This window comes from Rhodoferax sp., assembly GCF_028715765.1.
Lineage (GTDB): Bacteria > Pseudomonadota > Gammaproteobacteria > Burkholderiales > Burkholderiaceae_C > Rhodoferax.
The window spans coordinates 68,778-87,769 of the sequence record NZ_JAQURE010000007.1 but is presented as its reverse complement, the minus strand read 5'-3'; the positions used below and the strand labels follow the sequence as shown (position 1 = coordinate 87,769).

Annotated in this window: 20 protein-coding genes; 12 read left to right on the top strand and 8 right to left on the bottom strand. The window is 59.4% G+C overall.

Translation table 11 applies throughout. The annotated features are described in order from the left end of the window. Positions 1-263: 263 nt before the first annotated feature. Both PHT20_RS04480 and PHT20_RS04475 read left to right on the top strand, forming a co-directional pair. Positions 264-953, top strand: coding sequence for an ATP-binding protein (locus PHT20_RS04480; protein WP_301019588.1), 690 nt, complete (start codon positions 264-266; stop codon positions 951-953). 57 nt (positions 954-1,010) lie between these two features. Then, entirely contained in the window at positions 1,011-1,592 is a 582-nt protein-coding gene (locus PHT20_RS04475) for a DNA-processing protein DprA (RefSeq protein WP_301019587.1), read from the top strand. A 24-nt stretch (positions 1,593-1,616) separates the two neighbouring features. Here the strand turns inward: PHT20_RS04475 and PHT20_RS04470 are convergent, their stop codons facing one another. The 3 genes from PHT20_RS04470 to PHT20_RS04460 all read right to left on the bottom strand — a co-directional run bounded on the left by PHT20_RS04470 (position 1,617) and on the right by PHT20_RS04460 (position 3,255). After that, positions 1,617-2,339, bottom strand: coding sequence for a YafY family protein (locus tag PHT20_RS04470; protein WP_301019586.1), 723 nt, complete (start codon positions 2,337-2,339; stop codon positions 1,617-1,619). A 67-nt stretch (positions 2,340-2,406) separates the two neighbouring features. Continuing rightward, the gene (locus PHT20_RS04465) at positions 2,407-2,874 is read right to left on the bottom strand and encodes an EVE domain-containing protein (protein ID WP_301019585.1); all 468 of its coding nucleotides are present in this window, start codon (positions 2,872-2,874) and stop codon (positions 2,407-2,409) included. A gap of 3 nt (positions 2,875-2,877) precedes the next feature. Further along, entirely contained in the window at positions 2,878-3,255 is a 378-nt protein-coding gene (locus PHT20_RS04460; protein WP_301019584.1) for a VOC family protein, read from the bottom strand. Between the two features lie 203 nt (positions 3,256-3,458). Here PHT20_RS04460 and PHT20_RS04455 point away from each other — a divergent pair, with 203 nt between their 5' ends. Both PHT20_RS04455 and PHT20_RS04450 read left to right on the top strand, forming a co-directional pair. Then, positions 3,459-4,118, top strand: coding sequence for a DsbA family oxidoreductase (locus PHT20_RS04455; RefSeq protein WP_301019583.1), 660 nt, complete (start codon positions 3,459-3,461; stop codon positions 4,116-4,118). Positions 4,119-4,237: 119 nt separating this feature from the next. Next, a complete protein-coding gene (locus PHT20_RS04450) occupies positions 4,238-5,053 on the top strand; it encodes a TIGR00266 family protein (protein ID WP_301019582.1) in 816 nt (271 codons plus the stop codon). Between the two features lie 32 nt (positions 5,054-5,085). Here PHT20_RS04450 and PHT20_RS04445 read toward each other — a convergent pair whose 3' ends face one another. Continuing rightward, positions 5,086-8,067, bottom strand: coding sequence for a DNA topoisomerase III (locus PHT20_RS04445; protein ID WP_301019581.1), 2,982 nt, complete (start codon positions 8,065-8,067; stop codon positions 5,086-5,088). A gap of 157 nt (positions 8,068-8,224) precedes the next feature. Between PHT20_RS04445 and PHT20_RS04440 the strand changes: the two genes are divergently transcribed. The 3 genes from PHT20_RS04440 to PHT20_RS04430 are packed head-to-tail and all read left to right on the top strand — an operon-like array spanning position 8,225 to position 10,325. After that, on the top strand, positions 8,225-8,698 hold the full coding sequence (locus tag PHT20_RS04440) for an SET domain-containing protein-lysine N-methyltransferase (protein ID WP_301019609.1): 474 nt from the start codon (positions 8,225-8,227) through the stop codon (positions 8,696-8,698). Between the two features lie 2 nt (positions 8,699-8,700). Continuing rightward, complete coding sequence (locus tag PHT20_RS04435; RefSeq protein WP_301019580.1) at positions 8,701-9,552, top strand: biotin--[acetyl-CoA-carboxylase] ligase; 852 nt, start codon at positions 8,701-8,703, stop codon at positions 9,550-9,552. Further along, the gene (locus tag PHT20_RS04430; RefSeq protein ID WP_301019579.1) at positions 9,552-10,325 is read left to right on the top strand and encodes an SPOR domain-containing protein; all 774 of its coding nucleotides are present in this window, start codon (positions 9,552-9,554) and stop codon (positions 10,323-10,325) included. Before PHT20_RS04435 ends, PHT20_RS04430 begins: the two co-directional genes overlap by 1 nt. On the opposite strand, the gene PHT20_RS04425 is transcribed toward PHT20_RS04430, so the two are convergent. The 3 genes from PHT20_RS04425 to PHT20_RS04415 all read right to left on the bottom strand — a co-directional run bounded on the left by PHT20_RS04425 (position 10,297) and on the right by PHT20_RS04415 (position 12,982). After that, a complete protein-coding gene (locus PHT20_RS04425; RefSeq protein ID WP_301019608.1) occupies positions 10,297-11,745 on the bottom strand; it encodes a sensor histidine kinase in 1,449 nt (482 codons plus the stop codon). The genes PHT20_RS04430 and PHT20_RS04425 overlap by 29 nt on opposite strands. A gap of 20 nt (positions 11,746-11,765) precedes the next feature. Continuing rightward, on the bottom strand, positions 11,766-12,440 hold the full coding sequence (locus PHT20_RS04420; protein WP_300086157.1) for a response regulator transcription factor: 675 nt from the start codon (positions 12,438-12,440) through the stop codon (positions 11,766-11,768). Between the two features lie 71 nt (positions 12,441-12,511). Beyond that, the gene (locus PHT20_RS04415; protein ID WP_301019578.1) at positions 12,512-12,982 is read right to left on the bottom strand and encodes a helix-turn-helix domain-containing protein; all 471 of its coding nucleotides are present in this window, start codon (positions 12,980-12,982) and stop codon (positions 12,512-12,514) included. Positions 12,983-13,139: 157 nt separating this feature from the next. On the opposite strand from PHT20_RS04415, the gene recA reads away from it, so the two are divergent. Then, a complete protein-coding gene (gene recA, locus PHT20_RS04410; protein ID WP_301019577.1) occupies positions 13,140-14,222 on the top strand; it encodes a recombinase RecA in 1,083 nt (360 codons plus the stop codon). A gap of 75 nt (positions 14,223-14,297) precedes the next feature. Next, complete coding sequence (gene recX / locus PHT20_RS04405; protein ID WP_301019607.1) at positions 14,298-14,780, top strand: recombination regulator RecX; 483 nt, start codon at positions 14,298-14,300, stop codon at positions 14,778-14,780. 181 nt (positions 14,781-14,961) lie between these two features. On the opposite strand, the gene argC is transcribed toward recX, so the two are convergent. Beyond that, positions 14,962-15,903, bottom strand: a complete 942-nt coding sequence (gene argC / locus PHT20_RS04400; RefSeq protein ID WP_301019576.1) for an N-acetyl-gamma-glutamyl-phosphate reductase — start codon at positions 15,901-15,903, stop codon at positions 14,962-14,964. A 161-nt stretch (positions 15,904-16,064) separates the two neighbouring features. Here argC and sucC point away from each other — a divergent pair, with 161 nt between their 5' ends. The 3 genes from sucC to PHT20_RS04385 all read left to right on the top strand — a co-directional run bounded on the left by sucC (position 16,065) and on the right by PHT20_RS04385 (position 18,975). Continuing rightward, entirely contained in the window at positions 16,065-17,228 is a 1,164-nt protein-coding gene (gene sucC / locus PHT20_RS04395) for an ADP-forming succinate--CoA ligase subunit beta (protein WP_301019575.1), read from the top strand. Positions 17,229-17,248: 20 nt separating this feature from the next. Next, positions 17,249-18,142: a succinate--CoA ligase subunit alpha gene (gene sucD, locus PHT20_RS04390; protein WP_300086175.1), complete on the top strand. Its 894-nt coding sequence runs from the start codon at positions 17,249-17,251 to the stop codon at positions 18,140-18,142. Between the two features lie 125 nt (positions 18,143-18,267). Next, positions 18,268-18,975, top strand: a complete 708-nt coding sequence (locus PHT20_RS04385; RefSeq protein ID WP_301019574.1) for a TerC family protein — start codon at positions 18,268-18,270, stop codon at positions 18,973-18,975. The last annotated feature ends 17 nt before the right edge of the window (positions 18,976-18,992 follow it).

Genomic DNA, 18,992 nt, shown 5'->3' with positions numbered 1-18,992 from the left:
GATGATCGATTTTTTCCAAACCTCATTACAAACGTAGTCCTCCAACTATGCCGCTCAAATGTTATGCATAAAAACACTCTCTAGCCCAGATAAAACATGCGTAAACAGCTACTCTAAATATAGCAATAAAAGCCACAGCAAACCAAATCAAGACCGGCATGTCACGCTACCAACGGGTGCCCACTCATGGTCGACCTTTCCGCCGACCGCATCACCGCACTTTTGGCCGTGTACGAAAGTCGCACGCTCGACTTTAGGCCTATGTGCTGGATCGGTTGGCGGTAGGGCTGACGATGGTGGGCTCGGGCTTCAAGACGCGCTACCAGTTCCCGGAGCGGGTGATCAAAGAAGCCATTACCAATGCCGTGGTACACCGTGACTACCGGTTGAACCGGGATATTCATATTCGCATTTTTGATGACCGTGTAGAAGTTGAAAGCCCTGGGCGGCTGCCCGGCAATTTGACACCCGCCACCATTGACATGGCCGGGTCAGTGCCACGCAACAGCCTGCTGGCAAGAAATTTGCGCGAGTTCCCAGCGCCCCCCAATGTGGACGCGGGCGAGGGCGTGCCGATGATGTTTGCGCAGATGGCGCAGGCTAATTTGTACGAGCCGCTGTATCGGGAGCAACTGGACGGCGCTGTGCCCACGTTGCTGGTGACTTTGCTCAATGAAGAGCGGCCACCTCTGTGGACGCAGGTGAGTGACTGGATTGACCGCAATGGCTCCATTGCCAACGGGAAACTGCGCGAGATTTCGAACCTGGACACACTGGCAGCTTCCAAGCAGTTGCGTCAATGGGTTGCGCAAGGTGTGCTGGTTGCCTTGCCAGCGCCGTCACGCCAGCAAGCCAGTTACACCAAACCAGAGTTGGCTGGCCTGTTGGATCTGACACGTTCATTATCTTTTGGCTTGGATAATGAAATTGAAGACGACTTAAAACCTATATAAATCAATAACTTTCTGATGTCATCATTATCTGGAGCTGACTTAACAAAGGGTAAACCCTTGACATTGGATGTCTGGGTGCATGGGTCTGAAGGTGAGCTTTCTGGCTGTGGGAGCCGAGGGCTTTTGACCGGCGAGTTGACAGCGTTTTTTGCGTCTCGCCAATGTCCTGGCAGTGCCATCCGCGCAGCGATGGACTGGGCTTTGCAGCAAGCCCGTGCCAGACAGGCGGTTATCAGCGGGTTCCACTCGCCACTGGAGCAGTCGGTATTAAAAGTTTTAATTGCCGCGCGCAGCCCGGCGGTGGTGGTGTTGGCCAGGCCGCTGCAAGGTGCCAGACTGCCGCCTGAGTGGACTGAGCCGTTGGCGCAAGGGAATCTGGCTGTGGTGAGTCATGTGACAACTGCGAACCGGCTAACTCGTCAACTGGCTGATGCGCGCAATGCGCTGGCGGCGCAACTGGCCCAAAAGATTGTGGTGGCACATGTCAGTTCCGGTGGTTCACTGGCCTCACTGCTGCAACGCTGGCGCGAGGATGGGCGGCAAGTTGACTTGCTTTTGAACTGCCAGACAGCGACTGAACAAGGCGCAGGTGGAGCAGCTTTTGCAGACGCTGGGCTTATAAGCCAAATTGGTCTGTAGCCCTTATTGAATAAGCGCAAGCAGCTATTCAAAATAGAGCGTCAATGGTGTCTGACAGTCTGCTGGCAAGACGTTTCTCAAAAAGTCAGCCAGCGTTTTGCCGGGCTCATCACGAAAGACACCGCCCGCGCCGTCCACCAACTGCACCTGCGCCATGCGGTCCATCCGAAAACTTCTGAACGCCTGGCGCGTCTCGCACCAAGCCACCAGCGTCCAGACCTTGCCCCAGTAAAAGCAGCCCAGCGGGCGCACGGTGCGTTCACTGGGCTGACCCTGGGCGTCGCTGTACTGCAGCCGCAGCTTGTGGTGCGTCTGCACTGCCTCGCGCAGGGTTTGCAGAGTGGCCTGCACCGCAGGCTCCAACCCAAAGGGTGGCGCGTAAACCGCCATGCTTTGCGCTGCGGCTCTGGCTGTGGCGGGCAACACCGACAAGATTTTGCATAAGCCCGCCTGCGAGGCGCGTGCCAGCGCCGGGTCTTGCCACACCTGCGCCATGCGCACCGAGGCCACCAGTGCCCGCGCTTCGTCGTGGGTGAACATCAGCGGCGGCAAGTCAAAGCCCGCGCCCAGCCGGTAACCGACACCAGCCTCGCCCTCAATCGGCACGCCCTGGTGCTGCAGGTCAGCCACGTCGCGGTAGACGGTGCGCTCAGACACCTCCAGCCGCTGCGCCAGAAAGGCCGCCGTGGTCAAACGCCGCCCACGGATGAGCTGGACAATTTGAAACAGGCGGTCGGCGCGGCGCATGGGTTAGTGATGTTTGAGGCTGCTAGCCCACATAATACTTGCGCAAGTAGCTATCAAAATGTAGTTGTCACAGCGTTGCTGCCGCCAACCCCAGGGTCACCGCGTCAGCCTGCATGGCCTGCGCAATCAACGCCATGTCGTGGTCGTTCACCTTGAACAAGCCAAATCTGAAGTGGTAGCCCCAACGGCGGCGATTTTCAACAAACGCCAACCGATCCAACAGCGGCGCGATGGGTGTCTCCTGCGCCGGCACATACACGACATCACGGCGATGCGGTACAAACCGGCCCCCCATGTCAAAGGCATAGGGCAGGCCCGGCTGCACGATGCCCATCGACACAAAGCACTGGTGTTTGTCTTTGCCACCCATTGTGAGGGTGGGTGCGTAGTAGGTGACGAGGTCGCCCGGCAGCACCCGCATCAAAGGCGCACGTTTGCCGTGGCAGACCTGCATGAAACCGTGCGCTGGCTGGGCACATCCCCGGCGGGCATGGTCGGCACAGGCGACCGCAATCCAGTTGTTGCGCGTGACCATGCCTCAAGCCAGCGCGTGCAAGCCGACGCGGTTGCCGTCCGGGTCAATGAAGTGGGCAAAGAAACCCATGCCCGGTGGCAAAGCCTGGCGTGGCAAGGCCACCTGGCCGCCCGCCGGGGTGACCCGTGCCAGCGCCGCGTCCAGCGAAGGCGAGGCATCCAGGTACACCAGCGTGCCACCGCTGCCCGGCCTGGGGGCGCTGGGGTCACACAGCAGCGCACCACCCACCCCGTTGCTGGCCGGGTCGTAGGGGAACACCGCCAAGCTGGACGGCCCCATGGCCTCGCGGCGCAGGGGTTTGCCCAACACGGCTTCGTAAAAGGCCTGGGCTTTGTCCAGATCGGTGGTGCTGATTTCAAACCAGTTGATGGCGTTTTTCATGAGGATTTTTTCCTGTGAGTTGAAGAAGCCCTGATGATGCGGCGGGGCTACTGACAGCGTGGTGTCAGCAGGGTGGCGGTGCAAACACCACGGTCCGAATCGCACCATGGAGCCGTCTGACACTGTGTGCCATTCACTGGCCCCAGCAAGTGTTTCAGCCAACCCAGACAATGGCGGCTTGTCCCATTACCGACGGATTTGCCATGGCTTCCCCTCTTCATATTGACTTTGTATCCGACATCTCCTGCCCGTGGTGCGCCATTGGGCTGACCGCGCTAGAACAAGCGCTGACCGACGTGCAAGACGAGGTGGTGGCAGACATTCACGTCCAGCCGTTTGAACTCAACCCGGACATGCCCGCAGGTGGCCAGGACATTGGCGAGCACCTGACGCAAAAGTATGGCTCCACACCTGAGCAGCAGGCGCAGATTCGCGCCACCATCGCGCAGCGCGGCGCGGATGTGGGCTTTGGCTTCAACCCCGACGGGCGCGGTCGCATTTACAACACCTTGGATGCCCACCGGCTGCTGCATTGGGCGGGCCTGGAATCCGCGACGCAGCAACTGGCACTGAAAAAAGCGCTGCTGGTGGCCTGCCACGGCCAGCGCCAAGTGATGGAATCGCCCGAGGTGTTGCTGGCCGCCGTGGCGCAAGCCGGGCTGGATGTGGCGCGTGCCCAAAGCATTTTGGCCAGTGACGAATTTGCCGCTGAGGTGCGCGAGGCAGAGGCGTTTTACACCGGCCAGGGCATCCATTCGGTGCCGGCGGTCATCATCAACCGCCAGCACCTGATCTCAGGCGGGCAGCCGATGGCAGTGTTTGCCCAGGCGCTGCGCCAGATAGCGGCTGAGGTGCGCAGTTAGGGCAGAGAGGGCAGGCAGGCGTTTTGTCCGCTCGCTGAGGTCGGTGAATTTTTGCGAGTTTGTTTGCTATCTTCTGTGTCTCGCATCCGCTGGGGGTGCGGTTTTTATTGGAGCAAACCATGGCCATGGATGAAGTGGATTACGAGATTTTTGGCAACGACATGCAGTATGTGGAGGTTGAGCTCGACCCCGGCGAAGCCGCCGTGGGCGAGGCTGGCGCCATGATGTACATGCAAGACGGCATTCAAATGGACACGGTGTTTGGCGACGGGTCGCAGCAGGGTGGCTTTTTTGGCAAGCTCATGGGGGCTGGCAAACGCCTGGTCACGGGCGAGAGCCTGTTCACCACCGTGTTCCAAAACCAAGGGTCTGGCAAACAGCGCGTGGCTTTTGCAGCCCCTTACCCAGGCAAGATCATTGCGTTGGATTTGAGTGAGCTGGGCGGCACGCTGCTGTGCCAAAAAGACTCGTTTTTGTGTGCGGCCAAAGGGGTTTCGCTGGGCATTGGCTTCCAAAAAAAGCTCGGCGTGGGTTTGTTTGGGGGTGAGGGCTTCATCATGCAAAAGCTCGACGGCGACGGCCTGGCCTTTGTGCATGCGGGCGGCACGCTGATGGCGCGCACGCTGGCCGCTGGCGAGGTGCTGCGGGTGGACACCGGTTGCGTGGTGGCCTACCAGCCCAGTGTGGACTTTGACATTCAGTACGTGGGCAAGATCAAGTCGGCGCTGTTTGGTGGCGAGGGTTTGTTTTTTGCCACGCTGCGCGGGCCGGGCAAGATTTGGCTGCAGTCGCTGCCGCTGTCTCGCTTGGCCAACCGCATCATCTTGTCAGCACCCGCGGCAGGCGGGCGCTCGGCCGAGCAGGGCTCGCTGCTCGGCGGTGGCGTTTTGGGCGGCAGCTTGCTGGGTGGGCTGGTGGGTTCAAGCGACGAATAGCGGCGCAACTTGCCTTGCGCCAGCCATCAACATCAGCCCAGGTGCTTGCCCACAATGCCGGTGATTTCAAACATGCTGACCTGCGGTTTGCCAAACACGGCCAACAGTTTGTCGTCGGCATTGATGTTGCGTTTGTTGGCTGCGTCTTGCAGGTTGTTGGCTTTGATGTAATCCCACAGTTTTTTGATCACCTGGGCGCGTGCCACCGGTTCGGTGCCTATGACTGCTGCCAAGGCGGCGCTGGGGGTAGACCCAGGCGTGCCTGCCGCAGGCGTTTTGCGCGGCGCTTTGGGGGTTTTTGCGGCGGTTGACTGGGCTGCTTTCATGGCTGGTTTTTTTAAGCCTTTTGTGCCTGTGGCGCTTGTTCTACCTGCGCTAGCAGCTCCTTTTTTAGCAGCAACTGCGGCTTTCACCAGAGGTGTGGCGGCGGTCTTGCGGGGCGGGAATTTGCTGGGTGCAAATTCAAAGTTCACCTTGCCCGCCTCAGCATCCCAGGCCAGCATGGCCTTGAACGGGCGCCGGGTGCGCATGCTGACGAATTTGTCGAGCACCTCGGTTTTGCCCGTGGCCAGCAGCTTGGTCATTTGCTCACGTTCAATGGGTTGCTGCAGAATGATCTGGCCGGTTTTGAAGTCGCAACTGGGCGTGGGTTGAGCCTCGGTCGGGACGGATTTTTCGCAAACGTAGTTTTTGCCGTGCTCGAACACATTTGAGCCACATTGAGGGCAGACACCCAGCGGTTCCTGGGCTGAAAAGTCAACCAGCTCGCCGGTTTCTTCGCCTTTTTTGTCGTCGCCAAAGTCAAACTCAAGCTTGTAGTTTTGGCTTTCCTCGTCAAATTTGATGACCATTTCGGCCACAAACGGCCAGCCCGCTTTGGAGCGGAAACCGGTCAAGGGGCCAATTTTGCGGTCGCGCAAAAACTGCTCCACTTCAGCGGCTTCAAAGGTGCGCCCGGCGGGTGTTTTGCCAAACGAGAAGCCGCAGCCGTCGCTCTGGCCGTCCATGCCGGTGCAGGCGTAGCGGCGGTAGTTCTCCTTGACGATGCCGCCGCAGTTGGGGCACGGTGTTTGCAGGGTGGCGAAGTCGCCGGGGATGGTGTCGCGGTCGTACTCTTTGGCTTTTTTGACCATGCGCTCGGTCATGGCGGCAATCTCGCTCATGAAGGCCGTGCGGCTGAGCTTGCCGTGCTCCATCTGTGCCAGCTTGAATTCCCATTCGCCAGTGAGTTCGGCTTTGGTCAGCTCTTGCACGTCCAGGCCACGCAGGAGCGTCATCAGCTGGAAGGCTTTGGCGGTGGGGATCAGCTCGCGGCCTTCGCGCAACATGTAGGCCTCGGAGATCAAGCCTTCAATGATGCTGGAGCGGGTGGCCGGCGTGCCCAAGCCTTTTTCTTGCATGGCTTCGCGCAGTTCGTCGTCTTCCACGGTTTTGCCGGCACCCTCCATGGCGCCGAGCAAGGTGGCTTCAGAGTAGCGTGCTGGGGGGCGGGTTTTCAGGCCTTTAGGTTCCACACTGTCGGTTTTGACCCGCTCACCGACCGCCACGGGCACCAGGTTTTGACCCTTGTCGCCGTCTTTGCCGCCTTCCACCTCCAGGGCGGCTTCTTTGCCGTAAATGGCCAGCCAACCGGGTTTGACCAACACCTTGCCTTCGGTTTTGAAGCTGTGACCCGCGGCCACAGAAATACGGGTAGTGACTTGGTATTCGGCTGCCGGGAAAAACACCGCCATGAAGCGGCGCACCACCAAATCGTAAATTTTTTGCTCTGCTTCTGAGAGCGCTCCAGGCTCTTGCAGTGTGGGGATGATGGCAAAGTGATCACTCACCTTGGCGTTGTCAAAAATCCGTTTACTGGGGCGGATGTAGTTGTTGTTGAGGGCGGTCAGGGCGTGCGGTGCCAGGTGTTTGAAGCTGCTGTCGGCCAGCATCTCAAAGGTTTGTTTGACCACTGGCACATAGTCTTCGGGCAGTGCGCGCGAGTCAGTTCGCGGGTAGGTCAGGGCCTTGTGGCGCTCATACAAGCTTTGCGCAATCGACAGCGTGGCCTTGGCACTGAAGCCAAATTTGCCATTGGCCTCGCGCTGCAGGCTGGTCAGGTCAAACAGCAGGGGCGAGACTTGCGTGGTGGGTTTGCTTTCTTCGGTCACGCTGGCCGTGCTGCCCTGCACGGCATCGCAAATGGCGCGCGCCTGCGCTTCGCTCCACACCCGGTCGGCCTTTTTCTCGGCATCATCCGCATCTTTTTTGTGCGCTGGGTTGAACCACTTGGCCGGGTAGGTGCCCGCTTGGGCGGCAAAGTTGGCGTGAATTTCCCAGTAGTCGCGGCTGATGAATTTGCGAATTTGCTCCTCGCGCTCCACCACCACGCTCAGCGTCGGGGTTTGCACCCGACCCACGGTGGTCAGAAAGAAGCCGCCGTCGCGCGAGTTGAACGCCGTCATGGCGCGGGTGCCGTTGATGCCCACCAGCCAATCGGCCTCAGAGCGGCAGCGCGCGGCATCGGCCAGCGGCTGCATTTGGGCGTTAGAGCGCAGGTGATCGAAGCCGTCGCGGATGGCTTGCGGGGTCATGCTTTGCAGCCACAGGCGGCTCACCGGTTTGCCCAGCGGCTTGGCGCCGCCGGCGTATTGCTCGATCAGCCGAAAAATCAGCTCGCCCTCGCGCCCAGCATCGCAGGCGTTGATGAGTTGGCCCACGTCTTTGCGTTTGGCGAGCTTCACCACGGCATTCAGCCGCGTTTTGGTTTTGTCGACCGGTTTCAAATCAAAGTGCGGTGGAATCACCGGCAGGTGGGCAAAACTCCATTTGCCACGTTTCACATCAAAGGCTTCAGGTGCCTGAATTTCCACCAAGTGCCCCACCGCGCTGGTCACCACATGGGTGTCGTTTTCAAAATGTTCGTCGTGCTTTTCAAACTTGCCTGACACCGGGGTCAGGGCGCGCACGATGTCTTGCGCCACAGAGGGCTTTTCAGCAATCACCAGCGTTTTCGAAACTTCAGCAGTTTTCATCTGACTACAATCCTTTTTCTCGCGCCCACACGGGCGCACACACAGGTGGGCACGCACACGCGCACCCATACGAGTTCACGATACCAAATTTTTGACCGTGTCCAACACCACCCCAGCCCATACCTCGCCGCCGCAGCCTGCCACACAGTGCACGCCTGTGGCGCGGGTCACGTCGGGCAGACGCGTGCAGGTGCGCCGCTCGGGCATTCACGGCAAAGGGGTATTTGCGTTGCAGCCAATGGCGGCGGGCGATGTCATTTTGGAATACGTGGGCGAAGTCATCACCTGGCAAGAAGCGCAGGCGCGCCACCCGCACGACGCGGCCAACCCCCAGCACACGTTTTATTTTCACATTGACGCAACGCGGGTGATTGACGCGCTGCATGGTGGCAACTCGTCGCGTTGGATCAACCATTCATGCGACGGCAATTGCGAAGCACAAGAGCGCGATGGTCGCATTTTCATCCAAGCCCGCCGCGACATTGCCGCTGGTGAAGAGTTGCACTACGACTACGGCCTGATGCTCGACGAGCGCTACACCCCCAAGCTCAAGGCGCAATACCCGTGCTGGTGCGGTGCGGCGCAATGCCGTGGCACGCTGCTGGCACCCAAACGCCAGCGCCGCTTGTGAAGATGGCGCCCCTGCACTGGCCGCTGGAAGCCCTTTGGCAGGCCATCAGCCCGCGCTTGCCGGGCTTCACCATTGAGCTGTTGCCAGAGCTTGACTCCACCAACTCCGAGCTCATGCGCCGTGCCCGTGCTGGCCGCACCGAGCCCGTGCTGCTGGTGGCACAGCGCCAAACCGCCGGGCGTGGCCGCCTGGGGCGGCAGTGGTTCAGCGATGCACCTCATGCAGCCGTGGCGGGTGATGTGGCTCACACCGATGGCTCTGCGCTGACGTTTTCCTTGGGTTTACCGTTGGCACCGCAAGATTGGTCTGGCTTGTCTTTGGCGGTGGGCTTGAGCGTGGCGCACAGCTTGCACCCTGACATTCGCCTGAAGTGGCCCAATGACCTGTGGTGGCACGGGCGCAAGTTGGCAGGCATTTTGATTGAGACCGCCAACTGGGGCGCGGCACACGCCAGCCGTTACGCCGTGATTGGCGTGGGCATCAACCTGCACCCGCCCCTCGCAGCTGGTTTGTCGACCCCACCCGCGGGCTTGACTGAGCTGTTGCCTGGCATGGACGCACCGCAGGCGCTGGCGTGGGTGGCCGAGCCTCTGGTGCGCACGCTGCTGGTGTTTCAGGCGCAGGGCTTTGCCCCGTTGCAAGCCAGCTTCAACGCCACGGATGCCTTGGCGCAGTTGCCTGTGGTGCTGAGTGACGGCATGACCGGCCTGGCACGCGGGGTCGACGCCACTGGGGCGTTGCTGCTGGAGACGGCGCACGGAGTGCAGCGGGTCACCAGCGCGGAGGTCAGCGTGCGCCCGGTTGGGCAACCACTGCCGAGTGTGCCTGACACAGTCAGAGGCAAGGAGGGTTGATGCTGCGCGTGGTGTTGCTGTTGCTGGTGTTGCTCAACAGTGGCTATTTCGCCTGGGGGCAAGGCTGGCTGCGCGCCTATGGCTTGGGACCGGTTGAGCAACGCGAGCCGCACCGGCTGCAGCAGCAAATTCACCCCGAAGCCCTGGTGGTGCTCAGCGATGCCCAAGCGCATGCCAGCCAGGTGGCGGCGTCTGCCGCTGCAACTGCCGCGTCTGAGCTTGCAGCGTCTGCGGCACCTGCATCATCCCCAGCCTCTGCCGCTTCTGGCGTGGCATCAGTCGCTGAGGCCACTGCGCTGTGTTTGCAGTCTGCGTTGATTGATTCACCGCGAGCGCAGACCGTGCGCGCGCTGTTGGCCGCCGCCATGCCAGCGCCCAGCTGGCAATTGCTGGAGGTCATGGCGCCCGAGCGCTGGATCATTTACATGGGCAAATACGCCAATGCCGCTGAGCTGGCCAAAAAGCGTGCCCAGCTTGACAACCTGCGCCTGACCTTTGAGCCGCTGACCAATTCGGCCTTGGCACCAGGCCTGTCGTTGGGGGTGTTTGCCACGCAGCAGCAGGCCACCGCTGCGCTGGAGGCCTTGTCCAAGCGCGGCGTGCGCACTGCACGGGTGTTGCAAGAGCAGCCTCAGCGCACGGCATGGCGTTTGCGTTTGCCCGCTGTTGATGACGGCATGCAAGCCCTGTTGCCCAAAGTGCGCCAAGCGCTGGGTGGGCTGCCTTTGCTGAACTGCCCGCCGGCTACGCGCCCGGCACCTCTAGCGCCCTAAAGCGCAATACAAAGCGCGCCCCGGGTGGGGTATGGCCGGGGCGGGTTTCTTCCAGACTGATGGTGGCCTGGTGCTGCTGGGCAATTTCAAGCACGATCGGCAGGCCCAGGCCAGAGCCATCGGCTTCGGTATCCAAGGCGCGGTAAAACGGCTGAAAAATCAGTTCGCGCTCGGCCTCTGGCACGCCCGGGCCGGAGTCTTCCACTTGCAATACCAAGGTGCGGCCAAACGGGTCGGTCAGCACTCGGGCGGTGATGATGCCAGGCGCAGCCAGGCTGGACGGCGTGTAGTTGATGGCGTTGTCCACCAGGTTGCGCACCATTTCTTTGAGCAAGGTGGCATTGCCCAGCACGCTGCAGCTGGGGCTGCCGGGCTCGGTGCCCTCGTAGCCCAGATCAATGTGTTTTTCAAGGGCGCGCGGCACGCAGTCGCGCACCACTTCCATGGTGAGTTCAGGCAAGTCACATACCGTGCGCGGCATGGCGGCACCGTTGCTCTCGGCGCGCGCCAGGGCCAGCAACTGGTTCACGCTGTGGGTGGCACGCACGCTGGCTTTGCCAATCTGGCGCAGGGAATGTTTCAAGTCGTCAGCGCTGGCACCCTCGCGCTGAGCCATTTCGGCTTGCATGCGCAACCCCGCCAGCGGGGTTTTCAGCTGGTGCGCGGCATCGGCCAGAAAGCGCTTTTGGGTGGCAATGGAGTCGGTCAGGCGCAACAGCAGGTCGTTGACCGACTCCACCAGTGGCGACACCTCCATCGGTACTGCCTGGGCATCAATTGGGCTGAGGTCATCGGGCTTGCGGGCGCGAATGCGCTCTTCTAACTGATTCAATGGCTTGATGGACTGCACCAGTGCCAGCCAAACCAGCAACACCGCCAGCGGCAAGATGACAAACTGCGGCAGCATCACGCCTTTGACGATCTCGGTGGCCAAAATCGAGCGTTTCTCTAGTGTTTCAGCCACTTGCACCAGCGCCGGTTTGCTGTCTGCAATGGGCAAACTGACCCACATGTAGGCCACCTTGACATCAAAGCCCTTGATCACCTCGTCACGGATACGCACTTCGTCAATCACCACGGCATCCACGCCTGGCGGTGGTGGAATGTCTTTTTCGCCACTGAGAAACTCGCCCCGGGTGCCTAGCACTTGGTAGTAAATGGTGTCAGAGTCATCGGCGCGCAGCAGCTCGCGTGCCGGGCGGGGCAATGAAAATCTGGCACGACTGCGCTGGATGGTGATCAGCTGCGCCATGGCGCGCACGTTGTATTCAAGCGCCCGGTCAAAGGGTTTGCCGGCAATGCCTTGCGCCACCAGCCAGGTCAAGACCAGGCTGACTGGCCACAGCAGCAGCAGCGGCGTCAGCATCCAGTCCAGGATTTCGCCAAACAGCGAGCGCTGTTCGCGCTGAAAGGTGGACACCACGGCGTGACGGCAGTCGATTAGTTAGGGATTTTTTCCAGGCAGTAGCCCAGGCCGCGCACCGTGGCAATGCGAATCGGCCCTTTCTCGATCTTCTTGCGCAAGCGGTGGATGTAGACCTCAATGGCGTTGTTGCTCACCTCTTCACCCCATTCACACAGGCGCTCCACCAGTTGGTCTTTGCTGACCAGGCGGCCGGCGCGCTGCAACAACACCTCTAGCAGACCCAGTTCGCGGGCGGAAAGCTCCACCATCACGCCGTCAATGGTGGCCACGCGGCCACCTTGGTCGTAAATCAGCGGGCCATGCTTGATGGTGCTGCTGGCGGTGCCCATGCCACGTCGGCTCAGGGCGCGCACCCGGGCTTCAAGCTCTTGCAGGCTAAAGGGTTTGGCCATGTAGTCATCGGCACCGTAGTCGAGCCCTTTGACGCGCTCTTCCACACTGTCGGCGGCGGTCAAAATCAGCACCGGGAGCGACGAGCCGCGCGAGCGCAGGCGCTTGAGCACCTCCAGGCCATGCATGCGAGGCAGGCCTAAGTCGAGAATCAGCAGGTCAAACTCGGTGTTGGTCATCAAGGCGGCATCGGCTTCGGTGCCACTGGCCACGTGGTCAACCGCTGCGCCAGAGTTGCGCAGGGTTCTCAGCAATCCATCAGCCAACACCTGGTCGTCTTCAGCTATCAGAATTCGCATACATGTCTCCTCTTGGGGGGTCGAACGGATCAGGTGGCGGTGCTTGTCATCAGCACTCTGGGTTTTGCATTCTAGGCGGCATAAGCCTCCAGACCGAGGCACAGCACGGTGGCCACATCGTCGCCAATGGCGGCTTGCAGTTCAGCTTGCGCTTGTTGCACTGCTTCTTGGTAAGCCTGCAGCCAGCTCAGTCCGCCAGCGCTGAACACCACCCGCCAGGCGCGTGCGTCGCGCGGGTCGGGCTGGCGCTGTACCAGCCCCCAGGCCGCACATTGGTCAACCAGCTTGCCCATGGCTTGTTTGCTGACACCGGCCAGACTGGCCAGCTCAGTCAAGCGTGCGCCTGCCAGCGGCAAATGCCGGGTGATGTGGACGTGCGAGGCCGTCAGCTTGCCACGCCGCGCCAAGTTGGCCAGTGCCAATGGCATGCGGTCATTGCCCGCCATCAGCACCAGCACCCGGGCATCAAACCGGCGACTGGCCTGCGCCAGCCAATGCCCCACATGCGCTTGGCGCCAAGTGTTGGGTGTTGAGTGGGTCATCATGTGCCAAATAGTAAACCAAATTGACTATAAAAACAGTTTATTGAATCAAAGCTTGTGGTTAAACTACTGTTCAAGCATCCAGCCTGTCATTAAAAACAGAAGATGCAAACCCTTCGCTTTCATCACCATTTGTATCAACTTCAGGAGATTCGCCATGGACGCACCCGTCAAAGCCCCGACCCCCATCAACGCCGAAAAAGCCAAAGCCTTGCAAGTGGCGCTGGCCCAAATCGAGAAGCAGTTTGGCAAAGGCACCATCATGCGTCTGGGTGAAGGCGAAGTCATTGAAGACATTCAGGTGGTCTCCACCGGCTCACTGGGGTTGGACATTGCCTTGGGCGTAGGCGGCCTGCCACGCGGCCGGGTGGTTGAAATCTATGGCCCAGAGTCTTCTGGCAAAACCACCTTGACGCTGCAAGTGATTGCCGAGATGCAAAAAACCGGTGGCCAGTGCGCCTTCGTCGATGCAGAGCACGCGCTGGACATTCAGTACGCGCAAAACCTGGGCGTGAACCTGCAAGACCTGCTGATCAGCCAGCCCGATACCGGCGAACAAGCGCTCGAAATTGTCGACAGCCTGGTGCGCTCTGGCGCGGTCGATTTGATTGTGGTGGACTCGGTGGCCGCATTGACCCCCAAGGCCGAGTTAGAAGGTGAAATGGGTGACAGCCTGCCCGGCCTGCAAGCCCGCTTGATGAGTCAGGCGCTGCGCAAACTCACTGCGCACATCAAGAAAACCAACTGCATGGTGATCTTCATCAATCAGATTCGCATGAAGATTGGCGTGATGTTTGGCTCGCCTGAAACCACCACCGGCGGCAACGCGCTGAAGTTTTACGCCTCGGTGCGGCTGGACATTCGTCGCACCGGCACCATCAAAAAAGGCGACGAGTCGATTGGCAATGAAACCAAGGTCAAAGTGGTCAAGAACAAGGTGGCGCCGCCGTTCAAAACGGCCGAGTTCGACATCATGTTTGGCCTGGGCATCAGCCGCGAGGGCGAGATCATCGACATGGGGGTCAACGCCAACATCCTTGACAAGTCTGGCGCCTGGTACGCCTACAACGGCGAAAAAATTGGCCAAGGGCGCGACAACGCGCGTGAGTTTTTGAAAGAAAACCCAGCGCTGTCACGTGAGATTGAAAACAAGGTGCGCGCCTCGCTGGGCATTGCCTTGATGGCCGGTGGCGAGGTGCCTGAGGTGGCCACCAAAACCACAAGCAAAAAAGCACTCTAGAGCTTATTGAATAAGCGTAAGCAGCTATGTTTTTTGAAAATTCTCAAGCCTTGAATTTTCTCCACAGGGTGCATGGTGGGGTTTGACCAGCCGTCTTTGAAAGGGCGCGCCCTGCGCTTGTTGAGCGGGCGCGAGCATTCGCGCCAAGAGCTGGAGCGCAAATTGGCCCGCTTTGAGGATGAGCCTGGCAGCTTGGCGCTGGCGCTGGACGAGTTGCAAGCCAAAGGCTTTATCAGCGAGCAGCGGGTGGTGGAGTCGGTGCTGAACCGGCGCGCTGCCAAACTGGGTGCGCAGCGCATCAAGCAAGAGCTGCAGACCAAAGGGCTCGATCCACTGCGGGTGGCAGAGGCCGTGGCCGCGCTGCGCAGCACCGAGCTGGCGCGTGCGCAAGCGGTGTGGCTGAAAAAATTTGGTGCAGCACCCACCGAGGCTTCAGAGGCCGCGCGCCAGATGCGGTTTCTCGCCGCACGTGGCTTTGGCGGCGACGTGATCCGACGCGTGGTCAAGGGGGCTGGCGATGTTGATGGATTTGACGCAGAGACGATAGACCTGACCTGACTGAGGCTGCGTTGATCAGCTTGCCTTTGTCCTTGCCTTTGCCACCGGGCTTGCATGCGCGACAAATTAGCTGTGTTCAAACTTTGCCCGCACGCTGCCAGGCAGCCGCGCAGATGCGGTTTTTATTAACTAAAAATGGCTCTAGCACTCGTGGAATAAGCGCTAGTAGCTATCAAAAACATCATTTTGGCAAGCCCAACATGAGTTTCATGTTTTGCACCGCCGCCCCACTGGCACCTTTGCCCAGGTTGTCCAGGCGCGCCACCAGCACCGCGTGGCGAAAACCGTCAGACGCATCTGGGTTGGCAAACACCCGCAATTCGAGCTGATTGGTGTTGGCCAAGGCGATGGCATCGAGCTTGAGTTCTGGGGTGGCTGGCAAAACTTTGACGTAAGCGCAGCCTTGGTAATGTGCTGCCAGCACATTGTGCAGGTCTTGGGCGCTGGGCTGGCTGGGCAACAAGTCCAGGTGCAGCGGCACTTGCACCAGCATGCCTTGTTTGAAGTTGCCCACAGAGGGCACAAACAAAGGGCGGCGGGTCAGGCCGACGCAGGCCATGATCTCGGGAATGTGCTTGTGCTTCAAACCCAGGCCGTAGAGCTCAAAAGCGGCTGCGTGGCCTTGCTCGTAGGCTTCAATCATGCTGCGCCCGCCGCCCGAGTAGCCGCTGACTGCAGGCAAGCACAGTGGGAAATCTGCCGGAATCAAGCCCGCATCCACCAACGGGCGCAGCAGCGCAATGGCGCCGGTGGCGTAGCAGCCGGGGTTGGCCACGCGTTGGGCTTGCGCAATGGCCTGGGTTTGGCCAGGGGCGAGTTCAGGAAAACCATAGATCCAGCCCGGCGCGGTGCGGTGCGCCGTGGAGGCGTCAATGACTTTAGGGCCTTTTTGGCCTGTGGTGCTTATCAATGAATCAATCATAGCTACTGATTCAATAGCAGCTTCGTCATGGAGACAGAGCACCACCAAATCGGCTTGCGCCATCAGTTCGCGTTTGGCTTGGGGGTCTTTGCGCTGCTCGGGGGCAATGCTGATGAGTTCAATGCCGGGCAAGGTGTGGAGCCGCTCACGGATTTGTAAACCAGTGGTGCCGGCTTCGCCATCGATGAAAATTTTTCGCATTGTGAACTCGCGTCTTAAAAAGTGGGTTGCTTGTAAGTCTTATACAAGATTGATCTAAATCAGCATGATACAGTTCTAAGTTGTATTTTCTGGTGCCGCTGCGGCTGTCTAGAGCGCCTGTCAGTTGGCTGTTTCCCCCCTTTATTCCTGAGAGAGAGCTCATGAAAATTCACGAGTACCAAGGCAAGGAAATCTTGCGTCAAGCTGGTGTACCGGTGCCTCGCGGCATTGCGGCATTCACCGTTCAAGAGGCGGTGGAAGCCGCGCAAAAACTCGGCGGCCCAGTGTGGGTGGTCAAGGCGCAAATCCACGCCGGTGGCCGCGGCAAAGGGGGTGGGGTCAAGCTGGCGCGTTCAATTGACGACGTGCGCAAACTGGCCGGTGAAATTTTGGGGATGCAGTTGGTCACGCACCAAACCGGCCCTGAAGGTCAAAAAGTGCGCCGCTTGCTGATTGAAGACGGTGCCGACATTCAAAGAGAATACTACGTATCGGCTGTGACCGACCGCGCCAGCCAGCGCGTGGCCATGATTGCCTCGTCTGAAGGCGGCATGTCGATTGAAGAAGTGGCGCACGACACGCCCGAGAAAATCATCACTGAAATTGTTGACCCAGCCACCGGCCTGACCGTGGCACAAGCCACCAAGCTGGCCAACGCCATTGGCGTGCCTGCTGGCTCTACCGCCCAAGCGGTGGATGTGCTGCAAAAGGTCTACCAGGTTTACATGGACACCGATGCCTCGCTGGTTGAAATCAACCCAATGATTCTGGAAGGCAATGGCAACATCAAGGCCATTGATGCCAAGTTCAACTTTGACGACAACGCCATGTTCCGTCATCCTGACATCGTGGCCTACCGCGACCTCGATGAAGAAGACCCGGCCGAAGTCGAAGCCAGCAAGTTTGACCTGGCCTACATCAGCCTGGATGGCAACATCGGCTGCCTGGTCAACGGCGCTGGTTTGGCCATGGCCACCATGGACACCATCAAGTTGTTTGGTGCAGAACCCGCCAACTTCCTGGACGTGGGCGGCGGTGCCACCCCCGAGAAGGTCACTGAAGCCTTCAAGATCATGCTGAAAAACCCCAAGGTTGAGGCCATTTTGGTCAACATCTTCGGCGGCATCATGAAGTGCGACACCATTGCCACCGGCATCATTGCCGCTTGCAAGGCCACCAACCTGAATGTGCCTTTGATTGTGCGCATGAAGGGCACCAACGAAGAGTTAGGCAAAAAAATGCTGGCCGACAGTGGCTTGCCCATCATTTCCGTGGACACCATGGCAGAGGCTGCGCAAGCGTCTGTCAAAGCGGTGGCCAAGTAATTTGCTGATTAGGAATCATCATGTCAATTTTTATCAATCAAGACACCAAGGTCATCACCCAAGGTATCACCGGCAAAACGGGTCAGTTCCACACCGAAAAATGCCAGGAATATGCCAACGGCAAAAACTGCTTTGTGGCGGGTGTGAACCCCAAGAAGGCTGGCGAGTCGATTTTCAACATCCCGATCTACGCCTCGGTCAAAGAAGCAGCTGCTGAGACTGGTGCCACAGTCAGCGTGATTTATGTGCCTCCCGCAGGCGCAGCTGCGGCCATTTGGGAAGCGGTTGAAGCCGATTTGGACTTGGCCATCTGCATCACCGAAGGCATCCCGATCAAGGACATGCTTGAAGTGCGCAACCGCATGAAGGCCAAAGAAGCTGCTGGTGGCAAGAAAACCTTGTTGCTCGGCCCCAATTGCCCCGGTCTGATCACGCCTGACGAGATCAAGATTGGCATCATGCCGGGTCACATTCACCGCAAAGGTCGCATTGGTGTGGTCAGCCGCTCAGGCACGCTGACCTACGAAGCCGTGGCGCAGTTGACTGAAATCGGCTTGGGTCAGTCCAGCGCAGTCGGTATTGGTGGCGACCCCATCAACGGTTTGAAGCACATCGACGTGATGAAGGCTTTCAACGACGACCCCGACACCGATGCCGTCATCATGATTGGCGAAATTGGTGGCCCGGACGAAGCCGAAGCCGCTCGCTGGTGCAAGCTCAACATGAAAAAACCCATTGTGGGTTTCATTGCCGGCGTGACCGCCCCTGCAGGCAAGCGCATGGGCCATGCCGGTGCCTTGATCTCTGGTGGTGCTGACACCGCTGAAGCCAAGCTGGCAGTGATGGAAGAATGTGGCTTCAAAGTCACACGCAACCCGTCTGAAATGGCCAAACTGCTCAAGGCCATGCTGTAAAAAGTTGAGCCAATGCAGCTGCATATGAGGTGCAGCGCCATGCAAGCCGGATGCCCATTTCGTGGACAATCCGGCTTTGTTGTTTTTGACAGGTTTGCGCGTGTGCCGCGTGTTGGGATGTTCGATTGGATGCATTTTTAACCCCTCATTTTTGGTTGGCAGTTGGGCAAATTGTCTTGATTGACATTTTGCTTGGGGGTGATAACGCGGTGGTGATCGCGTTGGCCTGCCGCCAATTGCCCGCCACACAGCGCTTGAAGGGTATTATTTTTGGCACACTGGGCGCCATCGTGTTGCGCGTCATCTTGATTGCGTTTGCCTTGACTTTGCTCCAGGTGCCCTATTTGAAGCTGGTCGGCGCGGCCTTGCTGTTTTGGATCGGGGTGAAATTGTTGTTGCCACAAGACGAGGGGCATTCAGAGTTTCACACCAGCGACAAGCTCTGGGCGGCCGTGAAAACCGTCATTGTGGCGGACTTGGTGATGAGCATTGACAATGTGATTGCCATCGCGGGTGCCGCCACCAATGCCGGTGAGCAGCATCAAATGCCGTTGGTGATTTTTGGCTTGATGGTGAGCATTCCCGTCATTGTGGGTGGCAGTCAGCTGATCTTGAAACTGATGGATCGGTTTCCATCCATCGTCACTTTGGGCGGCATGTTGCTGGGGTGGATCGCCGCCAGCATGGCGGTGACCGACCCGGCGTTGGTTTTGTGGTTGCCTCAGGCTGGCAGTTGGCATTACATTGTTGCCTTGGGTGGTGCCCTGGGGGTGGGGTTGTTGGGCACCGCCTTGAGTCGGCGGATGAAAAATCAGGCCTCGCATTTGCGCTGAACCCCTCAACACAGGAA